Source organism: Leuconostoc falkenbergense, assembly GCF_045801155.1.
Taxonomy (GTDB): domain Bacteria; phylum Bacillota; class Bacilli; order Lactobacillales; family Lactobacillaceae; genus Leuconostoc; species Leuconostoc falkenbergense.
Map to the genome: position 1 here is coordinate 1,871,474 of NZ_CP174386.1, position 18,163 is coordinate 1,889,636.

Consider the following 18,163-nt stretch of genomic DNA (forward strand, 5'->3'; position numbering starts at 1 on the left):
TTACATCGTCTAGGAGGATTTTATGACACAATTTATTCAACTTGCCATACAATATTTACCGAGTTTATTAATGGCAGCGATAACCTACACACTTCCTTTGACGGCGATTTCGTTCATTTTAGGATTAATCTTTGCGATTTTAACAGCTTTAATTCGTATTGCAAAGCTGCCCTCTGAAACAGTCGCAAAACTAATCATGAGCGTGTTAAAGACTTTGGCAGCCTTTTATGTTTGGCTGTTTCGCTCAACACCCATGATTGTGCAATTGTTTATTGTGTTCTACGGATTACCTAATGCACACATCAACTTTTTTGCTAACGCGTGGGTCTCTGCAATCACTGTTTTTTCACTAAATACTGGCGCCTATGCGTCAGAAAGTGTCCGTGCAGCCATTTTATCAGTGCCTAAAGTACAAAAAGAAGCAGCCGAGTCACTTGGCATGACCAATCGTCAAGTTTATTGGCGAGTCGTTTTACCGCAGGCCGCGCGCATTTCAATTCCTCCCCTAAGTAACTCACTAATTAGCTTGTTGAAAGATACTTCACTCGCTAGTGTCATTACCATTGTCGAAATGTTTTATCTCAGTCAGCAAATCGCCGCCGAAAACTACAAAATTTTATCCATGTATGTGTTAGTGGCAATGGTCTATGCGTTATTAACCACTATCTTAACTGTGGGACAACACTATCTTGAACGTTATACCTCGAGGTTTACAATATGATTGAAGTCAAACACATTATTAAACAATATCCAGAAAAGCGTGCATTAGATGATGTTTCAGCAACTTTCAATGCACATGAAACAACGGTTATTCTGGGCCCCTCCGGTTCTGGTAAATCAACACTGTTGCGTACTCTAAATTTGCTTGAAAGACCAACAAGTGGCACACTAGCTTTGAATGATTTAACCATCAATTTTGAAGCACCTATTGCCAAAAAAGAAATTTTCAATGTACGACAAACATTTGGCATGGTTTTTCAAGAAAAAGCTTTGTTTGCACACTTGACGGTCTTAAAAAATATCATAGAGGGTCCAGTCCAAGTCAAAAAAGAATCTGTCGCTGTTGCTACAAAAAAAGCAGAAGCATTGCTGGAACGATTTGGTATGACAGAACTCGCTGCACGATACCCTTCAGAACTTTCCGGAGGTCAGCAACAACGTGTTGCCATTATGCGGGCATTAGCCATGCAACCAGAATACTTATTGCTCGATGAGCCAACTAGTGCGCTAGATCCAGAATTAGAAGCACAAGTACTACATGTCCTAAAAGAGTTAGCTGCACAACGGACCTCTATGATTGTCGTGACTCATAACTTAGGTTTTGCGCGTCAAGTAGCCGATCATATTATTTTCATTGAAAATGGGCAAATTGGTTATGATGGTAGTGCTGAGGGATTTTTTAGTGCCACAGATACCAGAATTCAACAATTCTTAAATGCGATGAGTTTTTAATACAAAGAGATCATTGCATTTCGTATTAATCCACAACATGTTATGATATATGAGTTGAAAGAGAGAATATCATGGCTAGAAAACGTACTTATACTCGTAAAAGACAACCTCAAAATAAAATTTTGTCGCTGTTAATCATTGTACTCGTTGCTGGATTTTATCTTTGGCAAAACCAACAGCAATCACACACGCCAACTGAGAAAACATCACGTACAACCGTTAATGCGCCAAATGACCAAGCACTTTTAAATCTTAAATGGGATGGCACTTTAGACGGCGACATTGTTCACGTTAACAATAATAAAGCGACATTTAGTGAAACTGAAATGGCGGACACTTTCCCCAGTCACGCCTCAAAATTACGACCAATTGACGGCTTGAGTTTGTCGCCACTAGATAGTCTTGGTCGCTCACAACAGGCCAATTTTGTAGCTAGTCAAAGTGCCATATCTAAAGTCACCAAAAGGCCAAGTCGCATGCCATACGACGTTCGTCCATCAGGTTGGTTTATTGGTGATCGATTTGACGGCACAAAATGGGTTGGAGGCTATCATAATAATCCCAATGTTAAACTTGGTAATAGCAAGCAACCTTTGTGGAACAAATCGCACATCGTTGGGTATCAATTTTTCGGTATGGCGACAATGGTCACAGAGAATATGACAACAGGTACACGCGTAGAAAATGCCTATCCGGGACAATTAGTTGCCGAAGATGACATTCGTGATGCAATTGAACAAAATCCTAAGCTCACTGTACGTGGACAAGTCACACCTTTATATGTTGGCAACGAACGCATTCCACGTGGTGTTCATTATATGGCAAAATCAATTAGCGACGATGGTAAAAGCCTTAATCTCAATTATTGGATTTTTAATGTACAACCCGGCGTTAAAATTGATTATGCCACTGGTAAAGTAACAATATTAGAATCGGCAAAGTAAGGCACACCTATGTTTCAATTATATGATATCAAAGCATTACAACAAAAACTCTCAACCGCACAGAACCAAGTTAAACAATTGCAAAATGACTTAGAACAGTCAAACCATGATGCTTCATCACAACGCTCACTAAGAAACAATTTGAAGAATGTCACCTTAGTAATTGCTGAGCTAGAAAAACAAATTCGAACGCAGAAAAAACGCGAGACACATGCTAATAATCGTCATTTTGCCCGTGGCAACGCGCACAAACATGACTTATAACAAAAAATGTTAACCTCAGGATTAGAGGTTAACATTTTTTTATATCACTTTACCATCGCGGACAACCATGGCACTAGAATGGCCTGGCCCACCGCGTTCTGGGTCAAATACCCGAATAGCAGCATTAATAGCATTGGGTGCTTCACCAAATCCAATTGCTATCAAGTCCGCTTTCCCAACATAATGGCTGGCATCCCCAATTGCAAATACACCAGGAACACTAGTAGCCAATTCTTGATTAACATGAAATACTTGACCATCAAGTTCCGGCTTAATATCCCAAGATTGCACCGTTTTATTAGCTGAAATGAAACCATAGTTGATAATTAGGTCATCCACTAATAAATCACTATGCAACAAGTCATCTTTAACATTTGCCAAAGTAAGTTTTAACTTGCCAGAAGATAATTTTTCAACTTTTGTCACTTTTTTCGGTGTTTCACGTTTCACTGTTGACGCTTCCAACGCTTTAACACTTTGTTCCATCGCTCTAAATTGATCCCGTCGATGAATCAAAGCAGTCGATGCAGTTAATTGATTAAGCATTGTTGCCATATCAACTGCTGAATCCCCGCCACCGGCAATGGCAACGTCATGATTGTCAAAATCGTGTTTGTTTTTAACAAAATAGTGAACACCTTGTCCAACTAACTCATCTACACCATCTACCTGCATTTTACGTGGTTCAAATGCACCTTTACCTGTGGTAACGATAATTGTTTTGGCGAACAGCGTCGTGCCATCATGTGTAGCAATTGTGAATAACTCGTCTTGTTTCGCAACATTAACCACAGTCGTATTCGTTTTGATTGTAATAGGAAACATATCAAGTTGTGCTTGTAACGATGCGATTAAGTCTGAACCTTTGATACTAGGAAAACCAGCAACATCTAGAATATTTTTTTCAGGATAAAGTGCTGTTACCTGCCCACCCAAAGTGGCTAGACTTTCAATCAGAATTGTTTTTGTATTTCGTAGCCCAGCATAAAATCCCGCAAACATGCCAACCGGCCCACCACCTATTATGGCAATATCATATATGTCTGTTTCTGTCATTCATAAATCTCCAATTTTTGTTTACCCTTTACAAGAATATTATACCTACATTTGGCGAATTTATCCCTAAAATTGTTGTTGTCCGTTATAATAAACATATCTTTAAAAATTGGAGAAAAATTCATGGCCCTTAAAAAAATGATTCTTGATCTTGACACAGGTATTGATGACTCACTTGCGTTGGCTTATGCTGTCGCAGACCCAAATGTTGATCTCATTGGTATTATTTCAAGTTATGGTAACACTCTGGTCACAACGGCCGCCCAAAATTCTTTGAATTTACTCCATCTACTCGGTGCAGACAATGTTCCTGTTTTCATTGGTGAAAGTCATTCTAGCACCACTGACCATTTTGACGTTATGCCAATTTCACAAGCTATTCATGGCAAAAACGGCGTTGGTGATGTTTTGTTGGCAACATCACCTCAAAAAGTTTCCACACAATCTGGGGTAGATTTCTTAATCGAAGCTGCACACCGATATCAAGATGAGTTAATTTTCATTCCTACCGGTCCTCTAACTAACTTGACGGCTGCAATTAAAAAAGATCCCGACGTTGCGCACTTAATTGGTAATACGACATTGATGGGCGGTGCCTTAACAGTTCCAGGCAATGTCACCCCATTCACTGAAGCTAACATCCATCAAGATCCCGAGGCTGCCGACTTTGCTTTCACCCATCAGGACAATTTAACGATGGTTGGTCTTGATGTTACCCTACGAACGCTATTAACAAAAAAGGAAACTGCTGCATGGCGCTTACTAGGAACAACCGCAGGTGAAAAATATGCTGATTTAATGGATTTTTATATTGACGCCTATGATAAATTGAATATCGACAAAAAAGGCGCTGCTCTCCATGATCCGCTAGCAGTAGCTGTTGGTATTGACCCAAGCTATGTCACCACAATTTCATTAGCTATGCGTGTCACTTATGATAAAGAAAGTGGCGATTACGGTCGCACTATCGGAGATAAAAGTAGATTGTTGGAGCCAACAACTACTAAAGCCGCTGTACTCGTTGACACACAACGTTTTGTAAATGATTTCCAAAATCTTATGTTAAGTGTTTTAAATACAACTAAAGACTAAATAAAGAGACATGTCTTAATGACATGTCTCTTTATTTAGTCACGAATTTGACCATCGCCAAACACTTCATATTTGATTGTTGTCAAAGCCTTCAGACCCATTGGCCCACGTGCATGAAGTTTTTGAGTTGAAATGCCAATTTCTGCACCGAACCCGAATTCAAATCCGTCTGTAAAGCGACTTGAGGCATTTCGATAAACGACTGCAGCATCAACGTCATTCATAAATTTGGCAACGTTTTCAGCATCTTCACTAATAATGGTTTCAGAATGGTGCGTTGTGTGCCGATTCACCCACTCAATTGCCTCATCAATTCCAGAAACAATACGAACGCCCATAATTAAGTCATTATATTCCGTGTCCCAATCAAGCTCACTAGCTGGTGTCAAATCACTTTCAATCGCTCGAGATGCTTCATCACCTCGTAATTCAACATGCGCAGCTCTTAATCGACCAGTAATCTTTGGCAAAAATTCATCCGCTATATCAGCATGAATTAACAACTTCTCGGCAGCATTGCAGACCGCTGGCTTCTGCGTTTTAGCGTTATGAATAATATTAATGGCTTCATCTTGATCAGCACTAGCGTCTACAAAAATATGTGTATTACCAGCACCGGTTTCAATTACAGGAACCGTGGCATTAGCCACAACAAAATCAATGAAATGACCCGATCCTCGTGGAATCAAGACGTCCACATATTCTCTCATATGAAGTAACTGATTGACCGAGTCATGTGACGTGTCAGTAATCAGTTGAATCATATCCGGATTAAGATGACGTTGTTCCAAAACATCGCGTAAAATAGCTGCAAGTGCTGTATTTGAGGCAATTGCTTCTTTCCCACCTCGTAAAATAACAGCATTACCAGATTTCAGTGTGAGCGCAGCTGCGTCAACAGTGACATTTGGCCGTGCTTCATAAACCATTGCCACAACACCCAAAGGTACTATCTTTTTTACAATTTTTAATTTGACGTGATTTTCCCACGTTTCATACGGACCTGCTAACGGATCAGGTAATTGTGCGACTGCCAAAAGAGAGTCAGCAATGCTTTGAATTGTCGCCTCATCAAGCGTTAGTCGTTTTACCATTGGTGCAGCCAGATTTGTTGCTAATGCTAAATCTTGCCGATTAGCCGCAATAATGACATCTGACTTTTCCGTAATGGCAGCTGCCATCATTTTCAGAATTTGATTGCGTGTCTCAAGAGACAATTGTGCAGCATCCAACGTTGCTGCTTTTGCTCTTTTACCAATATTTTGTATTGTTTCCATCTTTATTCTCCTTGAAACAAAGTGCCCACGGCTTCACCTTTTATAACATCTAAAATTAAAGCTGGATTGGCACCGTTAATTAGCACCATTTTGCCACGATGTGCCATCACAAGTTCGGCTGCCAATAATTTGGTACTCATACCACCTGTCCCGAGACCAGAAACAGAACCAGTGGCACTCATCCGAATCTCATCGGTAACTGCCGTGACACGACGAATAGGTGTAGCATTGGTATCAATTGTTGGATTGGCAGTATACAGCGCGTCAACGTCACTTAAAATGATTAGACCATCGGCTTGCAATTCATGTGTTACAATTGCTGCCAACCGATCATTATCACCAAACGAATGTTGATGATCCAATTCATCTACTGCAATCACATCATTTTCGTTAATAATTGGAATAACATGTTCTGCTAACAATGCTTCAACAGCGTTGATAGCATTTTCAAGCATTACTTTATTATCAAAAACATCATACGTCAGTAGTACTTGTCCTATCATTTGTTGATAAAACGCAAAGCTTTGGTTGTAAAGTGACATTAAATATGTTTGACCAATAGCTGCCAATGCTTGTTGTTGTGGTATTTCTTTAGGCCGTGATTGTCGGTTCATTTGTTGCATCGCCACACCAATCGCGCCCGAAGTAACTAATACCACTTCGTGCCCACTTTTCTGTAAACTTGTGAGTGTTTGCGCCAAACGATTGATAACTGAATATTTAATTTGACCATCACTATCAACAATGGTGCTTGTTCCCACTTTAACAACAATTCTATGCCAGTTTTCCATGTCATTATTTCCCATTTTGTTTTATTATAACAGAAAGCTCCCAACTCATCAGTTAGGAGCCATATATAGTCGCTAATACTTTTAAAATGATAGCACACCTGTCTCAGATAATTTAGCATCAATCATATCAAATACTTCTGCTCGTGCTTTTGGATTTTCAACAAAATCAAAACGATCGCCATCAATTTGAATCTTGGGTGATCGGTCATAGTTTTCAAACCAATCATCATAACGACTATTCAGTTCTTGATAATATTCATACAAGCTTGGATTTTCATCAATTTGTTCATAAGAACGTCCACGCTTTTTGATGCGTGCCAACATTGTATCAAAACTAACACGAACGTGAATCAATAGGTCAGGATCTTTTGAAGCACCCCCAGGAATTTCAGCCATCATATTATCAACCAAAGATTTATAAATGTCGACTTCCGTCTGTGTGGCACGATCTAAATCAGCAGTTAATTGGAACAACAAAGCATCTTCAAAAATTGAACGATCAAGGATATTTTTTGTGACAACTTGTGCTTTTTTAATTTGCGCCAAACGCTTATTCAGAAAATAAATTTGCAGCAAAAAGCCATACTTTTTGGGATCTTCATAGAATAAAGGCAAAATTGGATTATCGTCCACGCTTTCATAAAACGCCTCTGAGTCCAAATGCTGGGCCAACATCTTTGTTAAACTTGTTTTGCCGGCGCCAATGGTGCCTGATAATACAATCATGCCAGTTCTCCTTTAAGTTAATGTGAGTATTTAACAAACCTGCTAAAAATATTTACTTATTAAGTATAGCAAAATTGTCACTTACTTGCAGACGAAATCAATTGGTTTTGACATCAACGATTGGCCTTTTTTAAAGCAACAACATACGCCTCTAAGGTTAAATGATGCTGGGTCATATATTTTGCGTTTGCCACGCCAACGTATCTAAAATGCCATGATTCATAATCAATACCTGTCTGTTGAATTGACTTAGCATCACTTAGGAAACGTAATACAAATCCGTAATCTGGTGCATGTTGTATCAACCATTTCTGAGAGGCGTACTGATCCATTTCGGCTTGCAGCGCAGGATAGGCCGCTAATGCATCATCCCCCGCCAAATCGACAGCTAACCCTGTGTGATGTTCTGAAGCACCCGGCGTTTGGATGACAAGTGCCGTCTTATTTTTGGCTTCAGTTGCACTCAAACCATTGGCTTCATATTGTGCAACTGAATTATCAAAAATTTGTTTTTGGTAGGCAATGGAACGATATCCTGAAACTAAAGTTGTGACATATCCTGCTTTTTGAGCAGCTTGACGGAAATTAGCTAAAGGTTGTTCAATTCTAGCATCAATTTGCTTGTCATCAACCGTGACTTTATTAAAATTTAATTCTGCCGATAAAGGATGTTTTTTATTGACCAAGACTAAGTCCCAATCAGTTGATTTGACACCCTTTGGAAAAGTATTTTTTGACTTAGCTGTTGATGTCGACTTTTTAACATCTGGCGACGCTGATTCCTCCTGCTTATCAAAATGTCGTACCGTTAGAACCCCAAAAATAACAACTAAAATTAAAATAACAAATATATATGGCATTTTGACATGCCCGATAGTTTTTTTCACTACTTTTTACCCCAATATATTTTAATAACTGCTATTAACAAAACTATCTTTAGTATCCCGCAGTACTTATAAGATTGCAATAAAAAACAACACTTCCAGTCAAAGGTTATAAATTTACCATTTAGCAAATCTATGAGCAGTGCCTGTTAATGTTGTTTTAGTTAATTAACTATTTTTTTCTTTCAATTCTTGGTTCATCTTGTCAACATATTCATCCGACAATGGATAACGACTGATGACAAGCATGGCAATAACTGCCATCACAATTGGTAACCAAATCATTGACAATGCAATACCAAATTGTGCACTGGCAGTTTGTGTCAAAGCACCAGACTTAAAGTGCATAATCTGCAAAAGGTATCCAGGAATAATACCACCAAGTGCCAAACCAATTTTGAAGAATAGTCCCATGATAGCATTGATAATACCAGCAACACGCTTACCTGAGATATACTCACCATTTGAGACAACTTCAGGAACCAAAGCCCACATGAAACCAGTTGCAGATGTTAGGCCCCACTGTTGTAGGAAACGACCAGTGAATCCCAACCAGTCTGAAGAAGGATTCTTAGACCAAGCAAACAGTAGTAACTGACCAACTATAAAGATGGCTAAGAATGTAAAGAAAAATCCTTTTTTACCAAGCGTTGCACGCAATTTTGGCCAAAGTACTACCAAGAAAATACCTGGGATTGAACCAATTAACCCGATTGATGCCATCAAAGCTGACTTACCGCCCTCAACACCAAAGTTATATTGCATAAAGTATGGCCAAACTGTATTTCCAAAGAACATCAAGGTGAAGCCAACTAAGAAGAAAATACCAAGGTTACGCAAAGCTGCATTACGCTTTAATTCAGCAAACAAATCAGAATACTTAACCTGATCCGTTGATTCTTCTGAGGCTAGAACGCGTTCTTTGGTGTTACGATAAGCGATAAACAGGGCAACGGCCCCAATAACCATATATATACCGTAAACTTTAAACCATGCGCCAGCTGCTGAAGGAGCAGCATAATTTCCTAGTTTCAACTTTAAACCGAACAGACCAGTATCTGTCATTTTTGCATTAGGTGAAGCTAATTGAACAAACAAAGGAAATAGTGTATAAACCAGTAAGTTACCCACATTAGCCAGCATCATACGAACTGAAGTTAACTTCGACACTTCCATTTCATCGCGAGTTAATGATGCATTTAATGAACCATAAGGGATATTAACAAATGAGTACACCAACGCTGTTGCCATATATGAAACAGTTGCATAAGCAACAGTTGCGGCAGAACCAGATCCTAGCACTTTTGCAACAGGTAAAAACAACAGCGCCGCTAAAATAACTAGTGGAATACCAAAATTCAAAAGAAATGGCCGATATTTACCATTCTTTGTAATTTTAGCTTTATCAACAACAGTTCCAACCCACGGATCCCAAACAACATTAATCCAACGAACAACTAAAAATATCGTTGCACCAACACCGGCTGATATGCCGTTAATGTTTGTTAAGTAAAATAGCAAAAAGCCACCAACTGTTCCAAACACCAAGTTTTGAGCAAAATCACCGAAACCATAACTCACACGATCCCAAGTTGTTAGTTTGGCAAATTCATCTCTTTTTTCAAGATTTGCATCCATAACCATATCTCCCAGATAATATTTTTAATTGTGAATAAACGTATTTTTTAGTGAAAACGTTATCACAACTTTACTCAAATATCATAACATGGTTAGTTTGTTTGTGCAACCAACTTATATAAACAAAATATGCGCCTGCTTATTTGTGACAAATAAAGGCAGAAATATCAAGACATTTCACAAACTATCTGCTACCAAAATATCAATCAATGCAACAAAAAACCACCCAGATATTCTCTGAGTGGTTTTCCAGAATGGTCAGCCAGGGGCTCGAACCCTGGACCCACGGATTAAGAGTCCGTTGCTCTACCAACTGAGCTAGCTGACCATATCACCTGTTTTTACAACACAAAATATAATACCACAAATTTGATCAATAGGCAACATATCAATTAACCTATTATTCATCAATTAGAATCAAAAAGACTGACCCTAAAGTCAGCCTAAGCATACATCCTTAAACCAAAAAGCGAACTGCCCTCTTAATTATCAGATTCATTTTTGTCTAACGAACTATCGTGATTAACTTTTCTTTCAAAAGTAGTCACAGCTCTTAGCAACAGTTTATAAAACTTATAAGCAACAAATAGCCAGATAATAATTGTCAAATCAATATGATACGTCATCGTCATTTGTGTCCTTTCATCATTTGAAGTGAATCATAATCCATTTTAGTTACCAACACAAACCAGCATCTGATTTATTCTAAAAAAATCGAAAAAAATCGAAACTTTTTCACATTTATGACTTTGTTTTTTCTAAAAGCGATGAGCAGGACCAATTTATAGTCTATAAAAACACGAAACCCGATGAACTAACGCGTTCATCGGGAAATATTTTTGAGAGAATATTTGAGAGAGAAGAGAATATATTCGGGAGAGAATATGAATTATTTAGAGTCGCGGGGAGAACGCGACTTTGGCTCCTTTTTGCCATGGGTTTCGTGCTTCTGATGTGATGGTCATCAGTTATACCGCTTATGAGACAAGTCCTCCGAAGGTCTAATTTTTATTCAATGTCTACTTTGAGTCAACTTAGCGGGTTGTTTGAGATAACTTGCTTTGTTGATGTTTATAATATAACGATTGAAAATTAAAACGAGATAAACCGGAGATAAACTGAAGATTAAATTAGGGTCTTGGCTCAGAGGTTTGATTATAAACTGCATATTACCTTTGTTTTAAAAAACGTTGCTTTAGTTATTGCCAAACATCCTGTAAACGGTTACAATATATTTGTAAACAACTGATTAACGTTTATCATTAACGCGATAAAATCGCAAAAAAAGGAGTAACTCATGGGATTATTAGGCGCAATTGAAGCCGGTGGTACAAAATTTGTTGTGGCGGTAGCGGATCACGACTACAACATTGTAGAGCGGACATCATTTCCAACACTTGATGGCGAACAAACACTAAAACAAGTCATTGCTTTTTTTGACCAATTTGAAAATATTGATGCTATTGGCATCGCAGCATTTGGTCCAATTGATATTGTCGAGGGGTCAAAAACATACGGGCACGTATTGGACACGCCAAAGCGTTGCTGGTCAGGATATGACTTTTTAGGTGCTATGAAGGCTTGGCGTGATATTCCTTATTATTGGACAACAGATGTCAACGGTGCAGGTTGGGCAGAATTTGAAACTGGTGCTGCTAAAGATGTGCAAAACATGGTTTATTTAACAGTTGGTACAGGCGTTGGCGCAGGAATTGTTTCCGGTGGTCGTTTTGTCAGCGGCTATGGACATCCTGAAGCAGGACACATTTTCTTGCAGAAGCATCCTAAAGACACTTACGCTGGTCATTGCCCATTCCACGGCGATAATTGTTTGGAAGGCTTAGCCGCTGGTCCAGCAATTGAAGAACGCTGGCAAATGAGTGCTAAGGAACTACCAGACGATCATTTAGCTTGGGAAATTGAAGCCTTTTATTTGGCACAAGCAGCTTTGGATTATACAATGATTTTGCGTCCAGAAAAGATTGTGTTTGGTGGTGGTGTGCCACATCGTGAAATCCTATTTCCATTGATTCGCGAGCAATTTGCAAAGTTGATGAGTGATTATCTAGCCGTTCCGGATTTGGATGATTATATTGTGCCTGTTGCCAATGGTGACAATGCAGGGATTCTTGGTTGCTTCTATCTTGCCAAGACCCTAATTTAATCTTCAGTTTATCTCCGGTTTATCTCGTTTTAATTTTCAATCGTTATATTATAAACATCAACAAAGCAAGTTATCTCAAACAACCCGCTAAGTTGACTCAAAGTAGACATTGAATAAAAATTAGACCTTCGGAGGACTTGTCTCATAAGCGGTATAACTGATGACCATCACATCAGAAGCACGAAACCCATGGCAAAAAGGAGCCAAAGTCGCGTTCTCCCCGCGACTCTAAATAATTCATATTCTCTCCCGAATATATTCTCTTCTCTCTCAAATATTCTCTCAAAAATATTTCCCGATGAACGCGTTAGTTCATCGGGTTTCGTGTTTTTATGATTATTTATGTCATCAAAAAAAACGATTTCTGATTTAGAAATCGTTTTTTTTTTAGTCTTGATGATCATCATAACCCTTAGGATGACTCTGATGCCACTGCCAAGCTGTCTTGATGATGTCTTGCACATTATCGTACTTGGGTGCCCAGCCAAGCACCTCTCGTGCCTTATCTGAATTCGCAATCAAAATATCAGGATCACCCGCTCGACGTGGCCCAATCTTAGCCGGAATATCAACCCCTGTTGCTTCCCGTGCCGCCTCAACCATCTCTTTCACTGAAAATCCAGTTGCTGACCCCAAGTTAAACTGATTTGACTCATGCCCATCAGCTAAATACTGTAATGCCAAAATATGCGCGTCTGCCAAGTCTAAGACATGCACATAATCCCGTACATTAAAGCCGTCTGGTGTATTATAGTCATCACCAAACATTTCAATATAATCACGTTGTCCCAAACCAGCTTGCAAAATGATTGGTACCAAGTGTGTTTCTGGATTGTGGTCTTCGCCAATCGTGCCATCTTCTGCTGCACCAGCCACATTGAAATAGCGCAACGCGACCCATTTAACCCCGTCAGCTTGATCGGACCAGTTCATGATTTTTTCCATCATCAACTTTGATTCACCATAAGGGTTAATCGGATTTTGCGGATCAGTTTCCTTAATCGGAATATGAACCGGATTACCATAAGTTGCGGCGGTTGATGAAAAGACGATTTGCTTGACGTCATGTGCTTTCATCACTTCTAGTAACGTAATCATGCCACTAGTATTGTTGTCAAAATATTTCAGCGGGTTTGCCACTGACTCTGGCACGATTGAGAAGGCTGCAAAATGAACCACTTGTTCAATATTTTCTTTATCAAACACTGCCGACAAAGCTGCCTTATCACGAATGTCCACTTGATAAAATGTCGCTGCCGGATTAACTGCTGCGCGGTGTCCAGTGAACAAGGCGTCCACAACCACCACGTCGCGTCCTGCTTCAACCAACCGTTTCACCATGTGTGAGCCAATATATCCTGCACCACCAAGTACTAATACTGCCATAATTATAAACGTATCCACCTCATGTGGTGGATACATCCCCTTTCTTGAGTATCCTATCTTAAATTATACTACAACTCACGCCATTTAAATTCTGCTTCGGCACTGACCGTATCTCCCATCATAATACGGTGACGAGTTTCACCATCACCCAAAACAACTTGCGATAAAATTGTATATCCTAAACGAATTTCATTTTCAAATTTCAAGTTAATATGTGTCACTTCATGCGTCATCAAATATTCTGGTGACAAAACATCCTGCATCCACTCAAAATACTTTGAATTATTAACATGTTGGTTAGCATCAATATCCAAATAACGCACATGATAATCATTCTCAATGATGGTATCATCATCCGTTATTTTAATTGGATTGGGAATACGAGGAACTTGTTTAACGCGTTGTGCGTCGTATTTATCAACAATTTCTTGTGGCAAACGTGCCATACGACGATTTTTAATATCCAACATCGTCCAAATGGATGACACCTTAATAATTTCGTCACCTGATTCATCAAAAAACACAAAAGGTCGTCGTACAAAAAATGGATTGTATTCAGCGGCGTAGGTTTGAATACGCATTAATTCACCCACCTTAGGTCGCCTTTTAATCGCAACTTCATACTGCAAAATGACCCAACCTAGTCCCATTGCCAAATGATAATCTTGACCAACCCCAAGTTCGTCACTTTGATTTTTAGATGCCAAAACCGCTAAATTCAAAATCATTGGTAATGACAACTTTTGTGTCGTATCTGCCTCATAATATTCAACACGACGTTCTATTTCATATTTTTTCATTTTAATTTATCCCGTGATAATCTGCATAAACGGCTTGACGATCAAGTTCGCGCTCTTTAGCAATTTGCTTAATGGCTGCATTTGGTCGAAGTCCTTTTGTAATCAGTACGTCCACAGCTTCTTTGACTGATAATGTGATTTCTGTTGTTTCGGCAACAATCGGCCCATGAAACCCATCTATCATGACAACAAATTCACCACGAATATCATTTTCTTGTGCCCATGTCACTAATTCAGACGCTGTTCCGCGCAAAAATTCTTCATAACGCTTTGTTAATTCACGCGCTAAAACCAATTTTCGATCTGATCCCATTATTTTTTGAATATTGACAAGCGTTTGCTTTAAACGATGGGGGGCTTCATAAAAAATGATCGTATCTTTCATTGTGGATAACTGCTGTAATTCAGCTAATTGTTCACTGTTTTTACGTTTCAAAAAACCGTAAAAATAAAAAGGTTGTGGTACTAGACCACTGGCAATTAAAGCAGTTACCCCAGCAGTGGCACCCGGAATTGGCACGACTGGAATCGATGATGCGACAGCGGCAGCCACTAATTCCTTACCAGGATCTGAAATTGATGGCATACCAGCATCGCTAACCTGCGCTACATTAGTACCGTTTTGCAAATCAGCAATTAAGTTAGGAATTTTAGCTTGCCAATTATGTTCATGAAAACTGGTCTGCGGTGTTTCAATACCAAAATGGTTCAACAACTGCTGTGTATGTCGTGTATCTTCGGCCGCAATCAAATCAACATCCCGCAACGTATCCAGTGCTCGCACCGAAATATCACCCAAATTGCCAATTGGCGTTGGCACGAGATAAAGTGTGCCATAAACTTGTGACCCAAAACTTTTTTGTTGTTGCATACTATTCTCCCAACGCAATCGTAACCTCTAAAGCCATTTTTTCAAGACGTGCTTGCAAGGATATATTAATTTTTCGTAACTTATCATCAGCAAATATAGCTTCTGCTGCGTGCACTAACTGTCTGACATGATAATGCTTAGCCAGTGTTTTATAAAAACCTATTAAACTGGGAAACATCAGGTTCTCGTCAGCAGTGGCACAATATATCACCATATCCCTTGCCAATTGGCGCAGCCATTTCATAAACATTTTTTGTTGTAAATCAGTTGTGATTTGACTAATCAACGTGGTTTGGACATACGCAAAAGCTTCAATTTTACGTTGCATCATCAACTCAAACCACTTAAATAACAACATTTGTGTGTTTTTCTGCCAATTATCATCGATGTCGTTTGCATCAACTAAAGATATTTCAGGATTCAAATGAACAATTTGGGCCCGAGACTGAATTGTTGGCAATACATCTTGTAAATTATTTGTCAGCAGTAAAATAAGCTGTGGCCCAGCGGGCTCCTCAATAAACTTTAGCAACGAGTTGGCTGCACTAGCCGTCATCGTTTCCACAGCATCTAAAATAAACACTTTTTTCGGGCTTTCCAACGTGGTAGTCACGAATTCAGGTGTCAAATCGCGCACTTGTGCTACTTTTAAAGTAGCTCCTTCTTCTTTAGGCGCCACCAAATGCACATCTGGATGCTCATTTTCGTTAATGCGTAATGCATTACGATCGGTTGCACCAACCACTTGCCAAGCCAAATAACGCGAAAAGGCCAGTCTCGTCGACTGGCTTGATCCAACAAATAAATACAAATGGCTTAATTGTCCATTCTTCAGTAACTCATTAAAATGAGCCATTTGTGTTGGGTAAGTTTGCTGTGCAGTTGTGGCAAAATCAGGCAACATTAAAACTGATAGAAGGATTCAATCTCTTGCGTAAACACTGTTGCGCCACCAACCTCAACTTCAATTGGATAGGCGCCAACGTGGTCTCCACCAGCATCTAAGCTGATGGGTGGCACCATAAATTGCTTACGTTTTTGTGACACATCTTTGATAATATCAAGTACCTCTTGTACCCGATCGGCCTCAATGGCAATCATAAATGTTGTGTTACCTGATCGCAGGAAGCCACCAGAAGTTGACAGACGTGTAGCTCGCACATTAGCTTTAACAAAAGCATTACTCAATTTTGTTGTATCTTTATCTTGTACAATTGCTGTTATAAGTTTCATGATTTGTCCTCCAGAACTTTGTTAATAAGTTCACGTGTATCGTGCACCACTTTATCTAATGGTTGTGTTGCATCGACTATTTTAATTCTATCAGAAAATTCACTTTGAAGTTTTAAATAAGTTTGGCGCACCTTTTGGTGAAAGGCTAGACTTTCTTTATCTAAGCGATCAATTTTCCCTTTACGGTTAGCTGTCACACGAGCCAAACCTAATTCAGAAGGGACGTCTAAGTAGATTGTTAAATCAGGCAACAAACCATCAATCGCAAATTGATTAATCTGCCAAATTTTTTCAACACCTAAGTCTCGCCCGCCACCCTGATAAGCTAGTGAACTATCAACATAGCGATCAGAAATTACCACTTTTCCAGCTGCCAAAGCCGGTTGGATAATCTCGACCAAGTGTTGTCGACGTGCAGCAGCATAAAGCAAAGCTTCCGTACGTTTCTCTAGGCCATTATCATCTTCTGGCTGTAAAATTGCTCTAATGGCCTCCGAAATTGGATTGCCGCCGGGCTCACGCGTTGCGACAAGCTTGTTTCCTAATTTTGGTTGCAATTCTGCAATTAGAATATTCAGTACCGTGGTCTTACCAGCCCCCTCAGGGCCCTCAAATGAAATAAATAATGGTTTTGACATTGACGTTCCTTTGTAATAACATCTTAGTGATTAATTTCTTAAATTCGATCAGATTTGAGTACATGCGTCTGCATATGCCCGACTGTCTTACGACGTCGTGCCTCACGATACAAGTAATTAAACTTAGCACGTGCCAAAGCAGTTTGCGCCTGAATCAAACGAAAATTGACCTGACCATCCAACAATGCTTCTTCAGAATTTTTAGCAGTATCCCAATCAATTTTAGCCTTATCTATTTGAAAAACCAGTGCCTGATCATATTCAGCACGTAAACGTCGCTTCTTTTTACCAAATATCATAGTTTTGTCCGTCCTTGAACTGCTTTTATTAGCGTCAATTCATCTGCATAATCAATATCAGAACCCACTGCCAAGCCGTGTGCTAATCGCGTTACGGTCAACCCAGCTGGCTTTAATAACCGAGCCAAATACATAGCCGTTGCCTCACCTTCAGCGTTTGCATTGGTACCGACAATCACTTCTTTTATTTCTTCATGTTCAGATAAACGTCTAATTAAGCTTGGCAAATTAATATCTTCTGGTCCAGTACCTGCACTTGGCGAAATCACACCATTCAGCACATGATACAAGCCATGATAGTCACGGGTATTTTCCATAGCCATCACATCACGAGAATTTTCAACAACAAAGACGGTTGATTGGTCGCGCGATTCATCACGACAAATAACACAAGGGTTAATGCCTTTTTCTGTAATATTACCACACACCGTACAAAAAGTGAGATCGTTTTTAGCTGAAAGTAAGGATTTAGAAAAATCAGTTACATCTGACTCACTCATACCCAGGGTGTAAAACGCCAATCGTGTCGCAGTTTTAACACCTACTCCAGGTAATTTGGCGTAACTATCAATTAATTTTGCAATAGGTTCTGGATACTGCATATATTCATAACGTTTAAACGTCAGAAACGTTCAACGTATTCCTTCC

21 protein-coding genes and 1 tRNA gene are annotated in these 18,163 nt (G+C 39.4%); 6 read left to right on the forward strand and 16 right to left on the reverse strand.

Features of this window, described 5'->3' with window-relative positions; translation table 11 throughout:
* Positions 1-22 precede the first annotated feature (22 nt).
* The 4 genes from ACI3ES_RS09420 (at position 23) to ACI3ES_RS09435 (ending at position 2,660) form a co-directional block, all read left to right on the forward strand.
* The gene (locus ACI3ES_RS09420) at positions 23-721 is read left to right on the forward strand and encodes an amino acid ABC transporter permease (protein ID WP_114667339.1); all 699 of its coding nucleotides are present in this window, start codon (positions 23-25) and stop codon (positions 719-721) included.
* The gene (locus tag ACI3ES_RS09425) at positions 718-1,452 is read left to right on the forward strand and encodes an amino acid ABC transporter ATP-binding protein (RefSeq protein WP_114667338.1); all 735 of its coding nucleotides are present in this window, start codon (positions 718-720) and stop codon (positions 1,450-1,452) included. The genes ACI3ES_RS09420 and ACI3ES_RS09425 overlap by 4 nt, the downstream gene beginning before the upstream one ends.
* A 71-nt stretch (positions 1,453-1,523) precedes the next feature.
* Positions 1,524-2,396: a DNA/RNA non-specific endonuclease gene (locus ACI3ES_RS09430; protein ID WP_114667337.1), complete on the forward strand. Its 873-nt coding sequence runs from the start codon at positions 1,524-1,526 to the stop codon at positions 2,394-2,396.
* A gap of 9 nt (positions 2,397-2,405) precedes the next feature.
* A complete protein-coding gene (locus ACI3ES_RS09435; RefSeq protein WP_114667336.1) occupies positions 2,406-2,660 on the forward strand; it encodes a hypothetical protein in 255 nt (84 codons plus the stop codon).
* 39 nt (positions 2,661-2,699) lie between these two features.
* On the opposite strand, the gene ACI3ES_RS09440 is transcribed toward ACI3ES_RS09435, so the two are convergent.
* On the reverse strand, positions 2,700-3,716 hold the full coding sequence (locus tag ACI3ES_RS09440; RefSeq protein WP_114667335.1) for an NAD(P)/FAD-dependent oxidoreductase: 1,017 nt from the start codon (positions 3,714-3,716) through the stop codon (positions 2,700-2,702).
* A gap of 123 nt (positions 3,717-3,839) precedes the next feature.
* Here ACI3ES_RS09440 and ACI3ES_RS09445 point away from each other — a divergent pair, with 123 nt between their 5' ends.
* Positions 3,840-4,808, forward strand: coding sequence for a nucleoside hydrolase (locus ACI3ES_RS09445; RefSeq protein ID WP_114667334.1), 969 nt, complete (start codon positions 3,840-3,842; stop codon positions 4,806-4,808).
* Positions 4,809-4,843: 35 nt separating this feature from the next.
* Here ACI3ES_RS09445 and ACI3ES_RS09450 read toward each other — a convergent pair whose 3' ends face one another.
* From ACI3ES_RS09450 to ACI3ES_RS09480, 7 genes are all read right to left on the reverse strand, one after another.
* Positions 4,844-6,085, reverse strand: coding sequence for a glutamate-5-semialdehyde dehydrogenase (locus tag ACI3ES_RS09450; protein WP_114667333.1), 1,242 nt, complete (start codon positions 6,083-6,085; stop codon positions 4,844-4,846).
* 2 nt (positions 6,086-6,087) lie between these two features.
* Entirely contained in the window at positions 6,088-6,876 is a 789-nt protein-coding gene (gene proB / locus ACI3ES_RS09455) for a glutamate 5-kinase (RefSeq protein ID WP_114667332.1), read from the reverse strand.
* A gap of 81 nt (positions 6,877-6,957) precedes the next feature.
* Positions 6,958-7,602, reverse strand: coding sequence for a deoxynucleoside kinase (locus tag ACI3ES_RS09460; RefSeq protein WP_004913895.1), 645 nt, complete (start codon positions 7,600-7,602; stop codon positions 6,958-6,960).
* A 113-nt stretch (positions 7,603-7,715) separates the two neighbouring features.
* Complete coding sequence (locus tag ACI3ES_RS09465; protein WP_181809857.1) at positions 7,716-8,489, reverse strand: D-alanyl-D-alanine carboxypeptidase family protein; 774 nt, start codon at positions 8,487-8,489, stop codon at positions 7,716-7,718.
* 165 nt (positions 8,490-8,654) lie between these two features.
* A complete protein-coding gene (locus ACI3ES_RS09470) occupies positions 8,655-10,124 on the reverse strand; it encodes an MFS transporter (protein ID WP_114667331.1) in 1,470 nt (489 codons plus the stop codon).
* A gap of 255 nt (positions 10,125-10,379) precedes the next feature.
* Positions 10,380-10,452 (reverse strand) — tRNA-Lys (locus ACI3ES_RS09475).
* A 154-nt stretch (positions 10,453-10,606) separates the two neighbouring features.
* A complete protein-coding gene (locus tag ACI3ES_RS09480; RefSeq protein WP_181809856.1) occupies positions 10,607-10,750 on the reverse strand; it encodes a hypothetical protein in 144 nt (47 codons plus the stop codon).
* 671 nt (positions 10,751-11,421) lie between these two features.
* Here ACI3ES_RS09480 and ACI3ES_RS09485 point away from each other — a divergent pair.
* Positions 11,422-12,288, forward strand: a complete 867-nt coding sequence (locus ACI3ES_RS09485; RefSeq protein ID WP_188354215.1) for an ROK family protein — start codon at positions 11,422-11,424, stop codon at positions 12,286-12,288.
* Positions 12,289-12,675: 387 nt separating this feature from the next.
* Here ACI3ES_RS09485 and galE read toward each other — a convergent pair whose 3' ends face one another.
* The 8 genes from galE to recR all read right to left on the reverse strand — a co-directional run bounded on the left by galE (position 12,676) and on the right by recR (position 18,117).
* On the reverse strand, positions 12,676-13,674 hold the full coding sequence (galE, locus tag ACI3ES_RS09490) for a UDP-glucose 4-epimerase GalE (RefSeq protein ID WP_139967835.1): 999 nt from the start codon (positions 13,672-13,674) through the stop codon (positions 12,676-12,678).
* Positions 13,675-13,742: 68 nt separating this feature from the next.
* A complete protein-coding gene (locus ACI3ES_RS09495) occupies positions 13,743-14,474 on the reverse strand; it encodes an acyl-[acyl-carrier-protein] thioesterase (protein WP_407631982.1) in 732 nt (243 codons plus the stop codon).
* A gap of 1 nt (position 14,475) precedes the next feature.
* Entirely contained in the window at positions 14,476-15,345 is an 870-nt protein-coding gene (rsmI, locus tag ACI3ES_RS09500) for a 16S rRNA (cytidine(1402)-2'-O)-methyltransferase (protein WP_114667235.1), read from the reverse strand.
* 1 nt (position 15,346) lies between these two features.
* Positions 15,347-16,249 carry a DNA polymerase III subunit delta gene (locus ACI3ES_RS09505; RefSeq protein ID WP_114667234.1) on the reverse strand — a complete coding sequence of 301 codons (903 nt, stop codon included), beginning with the start codon at positions 16,247-16,249 and terminating at the stop codon, positions 15,347-15,349.
* Complete coding sequence (locus tag ACI3ES_RS09510) at positions 16,249-16,578, reverse strand: cyclic-di-AMP receptor (RefSeq protein WP_004912736.1); 330 nt, start codon at positions 16,576-16,578, stop codon at positions 16,249-16,251. The genes ACI3ES_RS09505 and ACI3ES_RS09510 overlap by 1 nt, the downstream gene beginning before the upstream one ends.
* A complete protein-coding gene (gene tmk, locus ACI3ES_RS09515) occupies positions 16,575-17,216 on the reverse strand; it encodes a dTMP kinase (RefSeq protein ID WP_114667233.1) in 642 nt (213 codons plus the stop codon). The genes ACI3ES_RS09510 and tmk overlap by 4 nt, the downstream gene beginning before the upstream one ends.
* Before the next feature lie 38 nt (positions 17,217-17,254).
* Positions 17,255-17,515, reverse strand: a complete 261-nt coding sequence (locus tag ACI3ES_RS09520) for a YaaL family protein (protein ID WP_004912743.1) — start codon at positions 17,513-17,515, stop codon at positions 17,255-17,257.
* Positions 17,512-18,117, reverse strand: coding sequence for a recombination mediator RecR (gene recR, locus ACI3ES_RS09525; protein WP_114667232.1), 606 nt, complete (start codon positions 18,115-18,117; stop codon positions 17,512-17,514). The genes ACI3ES_RS09520 and recR overlap by 4 nt, the downstream gene beginning before the upstream one ends.
* Positions 18,118-18,163: the final 46 nt, after the last annotated feature.

Excerpts from the sequence above, each read along its gene's own strand:
- ACI3ES_RS09420 (WP_114667339.1), top strand. The coding sequence starts at position 23 with ATGACACAATTTATTCAACTTGCCATACAATATTTACCGAGTTTATTA.
- ACI3ES_RS09425 (WP_114667338.1), top strand. The coding sequence starts at position 718 with ATGATTGAAGTCAAACACATTATTAAACAATATCCAGAAAAGCGTGCA.
- ACI3ES_RS09430 (WP_114667337.1), top strand. The coding sequence starts at position 1,524 with ATGGCTAGAAAACGTACTTATACTCGTAAAAGACAACCTCAAAATAAA.
- ACI3ES_RS09435 (WP_114667336.1), top strand. The coding sequence starts at position 2,406 with ATGTTTCAATTATATGATATCAAAGCATTACAACAAAAACTCTCAACC.
- ACI3ES_RS09440 (WP_114667335.1), bottom strand. The coding sequence starts at position 3,716 with ATGACAGAAACAGACATATATGATATTGCCATAATAGGTGGTGGGCCG.
- ACI3ES_RS09445 (WP_114667334.1), top strand. The coding sequence starts at position 3,840 with ATGGCCCTTAAAAAAATGATTCTTGATCTTGACACAGGTATTGATGAC.
- ACI3ES_RS09450 (WP_114667333.1), bottom strand. The coding sequence starts at position 6,085 with ATGGAAACAATACAAAATATTGGTAAAAGAGCAAAAGCAGCAACGTTG.
- proB (WP_114667332.1), bottom strand. The coding sequence starts at position 6,876 with ATGGAAAACTGGCATAGAATTGTTGTTAAAGTGGGAACAAGCACCATT.
- ACI3ES_RS09460 (WP_004913895.1), bottom strand. The coding sequence starts at position 7,602 with ATGATTGTATTATCAGGCACCATTGGCGCCGGCAAAACAAGTTTAACA.
- ACI3ES_RS09470 (WP_114667331.1), bottom strand. The coding sequence starts at position 10,124 with ATGGATGCAAATCTTGAAAAAAGAGATGAATTTGCCAAACTAACAACT.
- ACI3ES_RS09480 (WP_181809856.1), bottom strand. The coding sequence starts at position 10,750 with ATGACGTATCATATTGATTTGACAATTATTATCTGGCTATTTGTTGCT.
- ACI3ES_RS09485 (WP_188354215.1), top strand. The coding sequence starts at position 11,422 with ATGGGATTATTAGGCGCAATTGAAGCCGGTGGTACAAAATTTGTTGTG.
- galE (WP_139967835.1), bottom strand. The coding sequence starts at position 13,674 with ATGGCAGTATTAGTACTTGGTGGTGCAGGATATATTGGCTCACACATG.
- ACI3ES_RS09495 (WP_407631982.1), bottom strand. The coding sequence starts at position 14,474 with ATGAAAAAATATGAAATAGAACGTCGTGTTGAATATTATGAGGCAGAT.
- rsmI (WP_114667235.1), bottom strand. The coding sequence starts at position 15,345 with ATGCAACAACAAAAAAGTTTTGGGTCACAAGTTTATGGCACACTTTAT.
- ACI3ES_RS09505 (WP_114667234.1), bottom strand. The coding sequence starts at position 16,249 with ATGTTGCCTGATTTTGCCACAACTGCACAGCAAACTTACCCAACACAA.
- ACI3ES_RS09510 (WP_004912736.1), bottom strand. The coding sequence starts at position 16,578 with ATGAAACTTATAACAGCAATTGTACAAGATAAAGATACAACAAAATTG.
- tmk (WP_114667233.1), bottom strand. The coding sequence starts at position 17,216 with ATGTCAAAACCATTATTTATTTCATTTGAGGGCCCTGAGGGGGCTGGT.
- ACI3ES_RS09520 (WP_004912743.1), bottom strand. The coding sequence starts at position 17,515 with ATGATATTTGGTAAAAAGAAGCGACGTTTACGTGCTGAATATGATCAG.
- recR (WP_114667232.1), bottom strand. The coding sequence starts at position 18,117 with ATGCAGTATCCAGAACCTATTGCAAAATTAATTGATAGTTACGCCAAA.